The organism is Candidatus Omnitrophota bacterium, assembly GCA_028712255.1.
Classification (GTDB): Bacteria; Omnitrophota; Gorgyraeia; order Gygaellales; family Profunditerraquicolaceae; genus UBA6249.
The window spans coordinates 1-2,834 of record JAQTQJ010000035.1 but is presented as its reverse complement, the minus strand read 5'-3'; the positions used below and the strand labels follow the sequence as shown (position 1 = coordinate 2,834).

The window sequence follows — 2,834 nt, the reverse complement described above, 5'->3', positions numbered from 1 at the left end:
GTGCTTTCAAGATAATCTCCCCTGCTTCTCTAAGCAAATTTGAAATACTTTTTCCTTTTGGATTAATTACGCCTGAACGAATCAAGCCCTCTATTTGTGCAAGAACGATACTTTTCATCAACATCCTAAATTTATTAATTTCTTTAAATAAACAAGAGGCTTCTTTGTCTGTAAGTTCATTATTCTTCATATTTTAATAGACTATTTAACCTGCATATAAAATTAAAGACGGCTCTATTATTCAGAAACCGTCCCTCGAATTGCGACGTTAAAACAATAAGCTCTAATTACTGAACTTTTTGTGTTTCCGATCTGCATGTTAACTCAAAGCCTCAATCTATATTTTGAGCAGTTAAGAACACTGCTTTAGAAAGTGCATCAAAGAAATCTTGGTAAGGCTCCGGAGTATCTACTGATTTTATGCCAAATTGAGCATTCGCCCTTACTAGTAGCTGTTTATCGTTCTTCGACCTCACAATTACTGTCATCTTTAAAATTTGGGAACCTACAAATTTAGTACCGGTTATAATGCCTAATTCATCGTCAGCTTTATTAACCACAAATTCCAGATCCTGCATAGTGGCAATTACGCTACGCATCATCTTACCTTTGTCACTCGTGTCAAAAGACCTTGTTTGAATACTCCTTAATTTAAGCTGATTCGCGCTAAGATCAAGAATATGTTCTACCGGGGTTGTAGCGCAACCAGAAACCAGAATCATTACGGGGAATACTAAACAAAATATTTTATGCTTTAAAAACATCATATTTTATTTGCCTCCAGAAATATAGATTTAGATAATTTTTCAAAAAAACCCTGGTATATTTTAGGGTCATTAATTGTCTCTAGTCTTGATACTTGCTGCATTTGATTAAAAATAACTCTTTGGAAAGTAACCCTGACAACAATCTTATTCCCCTCTAAATTCAGCCTGGTTACACAAGACACTAGAACTGACTGAACGGCATCAGTCATTGCCATCATATTAGAGGAAGATCCGGCCGCGGCACATAAAATATCGGCAAAAGCAGCCATTGCGATTTGCCCGGGTACAGTAGCATCCCGTTCTTTGGACCCAACAATTACCCCTAAATCATTCTCAATTTCAGTTAAGGTAAAACCCATATCCTGGAGGACATTGGCAGTAGCCAAAAGAACTTGCAGTTCATTCTTTGTATCAAATTGCCTTGATTCAATTTCTCGGTTTTTTAAGCTGTCAGGAGAAAGCTTTAAAGCATCCAGTCGAGTAGTAGTAGCGCACCCGGATAATACCAGGCAAAATAATACAAGGCCTATCCCAGAAGACAGAGATTTTATTCTCATATTAACTTTTTTTAAAAGCTGGAAGAATGATACGCAAAATCACGGACCTTTTGATCCTTATCAAATTTAACAACAACTGTAAGTGTTCTCTGGGAAGTTGATTGCGAACCAGAGTTCCCAGAACCACCGACACCCACTACTAACAACCAAATCCCTGCGCCACTTTCACTATGCGAATAGGAAACATCGGTAGCTATCTTATCATATACCCAAACTTCTCTTCTTTCCTCATCAGTAGTAACCATATTTGGGGATCCCAATGCTTCAACAACTTGAGACGACGGCATACCTATTTTGATTTCTTTTTGGACTTTACCTACAGTCATCCTATCGGCATTGTTATTCTGAGTGAGTTCCGCATGGCGAGCAGCAGAGGCACAGCCAGAGAGCAATAATATTGATATAACTATAGACAATATTTTTTTCATAAATCCTCCTTTTTTATCAAAAAAATAGGACAGATATATTTTATAGAATCTGTCCTTAGAATTTACTCTTTTCAGCATTATGTCCTTTCGGAATATTAGCTATATTCTACTACCGTGACTTTTCTTGTCAACCTAAAATCCACCTATATGGAAGGTTTGGCCATGATTTCAAAGAAAACTAGCGGGTGACTGGCAAGACAAAGCCCTTGCCGAGGGGTGACGCTGAAGAGGGCATCCCCGTTCCGAGGACAAACATGCCCGCAGGAATGGGGAGACTTCACCCGAGGCCTCATTACAAACAAAAAAGGCGCTGATTTCTCAAGCGCCTTTCCTCGTAGCATAATGCTAAGACTTGCCTGTCTAAATAGAAGAAAGTCTTTTTCGTTTCTTTGGCCGTTTCTGAGTAGCTATTATATCATTTTGCACTAACTGGGCATTTGCAATTCTTACGTTTGATGGCAAATTTGGATTTTGCTCATAAAGCATTTTCGTACTTTCCAACCGCCTCAAATGAAACGAAAGCGGATCAATTGGTCTTTTTTCTATACGCTTAATAATCTTCTTAAGTTTTTTGTTCATCTTACGCTTCTGCAACACTATGCAGAACCTCCGAAATAAAAGTTTGATACTTGATGCCTAATTTCTGCGCCTTTTGCTTAATATGTTCTAAGTCATAACTATTCACGCGGATATTCAAGACGGCGTCTTTTTTTCTGGCCTCAAGCGCAGCCGCTATTTCAGCAAACTTTTCTTTGCTTACGCTAACATATTCCCCTCTCAATAACGCATCCTCAGCAGCCTTTTCCTGCTTAGTCAACTTGATTTTTCTCATTAGATATCTCCTTTTTATAAAGTTTTGTGTATTTACGGCTTGGATATAAAGTCTTTAGAAATAAGTGCGTTTCCGTTTCAACGCAAGGAACTAACCAAATATAGTTTCTATATTCAAAAAGCAGAATTTGTTGATTTTGCCTGTGCGGGTTATCTTTTAAATCTATAATCTTCGCCGTAACAATTTCTTCAAACGAAACGCCTCTTGTGCGTTTCAACCTTTTACTCTTCAGCAAATTCCATTTAAATCC

7 protein-coding genes are annotated in these 2,834 nt (G+C 37.9%); all 7 read right to left on the bottom strand.

The annotated features are described in order from the left end of the window. On the bottom strand, positions 1-190 hold a 190-nt coding region (locus PHC29_08795; GenBank protein ID MDD5109575.1), incomplete at its 3' end, for a hypothetical protein. A 142-nt stretch (positions 191-332) separates the two neighbouring features. Next, entirely contained in the window at positions 333-767 is a 435-nt protein-coding gene (locus PHC29_08790) for a hypothetical protein (protein ID MDD5109574.1), read from the bottom strand. Beyond that, entirely contained in the window at positions 764-1,324 is a 561-nt protein-coding gene (locus PHC29_08785) for a hypothetical protein (protein MDD5109573.1), read from the bottom strand. The genes PHC29_08790 and PHC29_08785 overlap by 4 nt, the downstream gene beginning before the upstream one ends. Before the next feature lie 11 nt (positions 1,325-1,335). Beyond that, on the bottom strand, positions 1,336-1,752 hold the full coding sequence (locus tag PHC29_08780) for a hypothetical protein (GenBank protein ID MDD5109572.1): 417 nt from the start codon (positions 1,750-1,752) through the stop codon (positions 1,336-1,338). 360 nt (positions 1,753-2,112) lie between these two features. Further along, positions 2,113-2,331: a hypothetical protein gene (locus PHC29_08775; protein MDD5109571.1), complete on the bottom strand. Its 219-nt coding sequence runs from the start codon at positions 2,329-2,331 to the stop codon at positions 2,113-2,115. A 1-nt stretch (position 2,332) separates the two neighbouring features. Then, positions 2,333-2,584, bottom strand: a complete 252-nt coding sequence (locus PHC29_08770) for a CopG family antitoxin (protein ID MDD5109570.1) — start codon at positions 2,582-2,584, stop codon at positions 2,333-2,335. Further along, the coding region (locus PHC29_08765) for a toxin (protein MDD5109569.1) at positions 2,562-2,834 on the bottom strand (273 nt) is incomplete at its 5' end. The genes PHC29_08770 and PHC29_08765, both read right to left, overlap by 23 nt.

What these genes read in the sequence shown, in the direction of transcription:
- PHC29_08790 (MDD5109574.1), bottom strand. Translation starts at nt 767, where the DNA reads ATGATGTTTTTAAAGCATAAAATATTTTGTTTAGTATTCCCCGTAATG.
- PHC29_08785 (MDD5109573.1), bottom strand. Translation starts at nt 1,324, where the DNA reads ATGAGAATAAAATCTCTGTCTTCTGGGATAGGCCTTGTATTATTTTGC.
- PHC29_08780 (MDD5109572.1), bottom strand. Translation starts at nt 1,752, where the DNA reads ATGAAAAAAATATTGTCTATAGTTATATCAATATTATTGCTCTCTGGC.
- PHC29_08775 (MDD5109571.1), bottom strand. Translation starts at nt 2,331, where the DNA reads ATGAACAAAAAACTTAAGAAGATTATTAAGCGTATAGAAAAAAGACCA.
- PHC29_08770 (MDD5109570.1), bottom strand. Translation starts at nt 2,584, where the DNA reads ATGAGAAAAATCAAGTTGACTAAGCAGGAAAAGGCTGCTGAGGATGCG.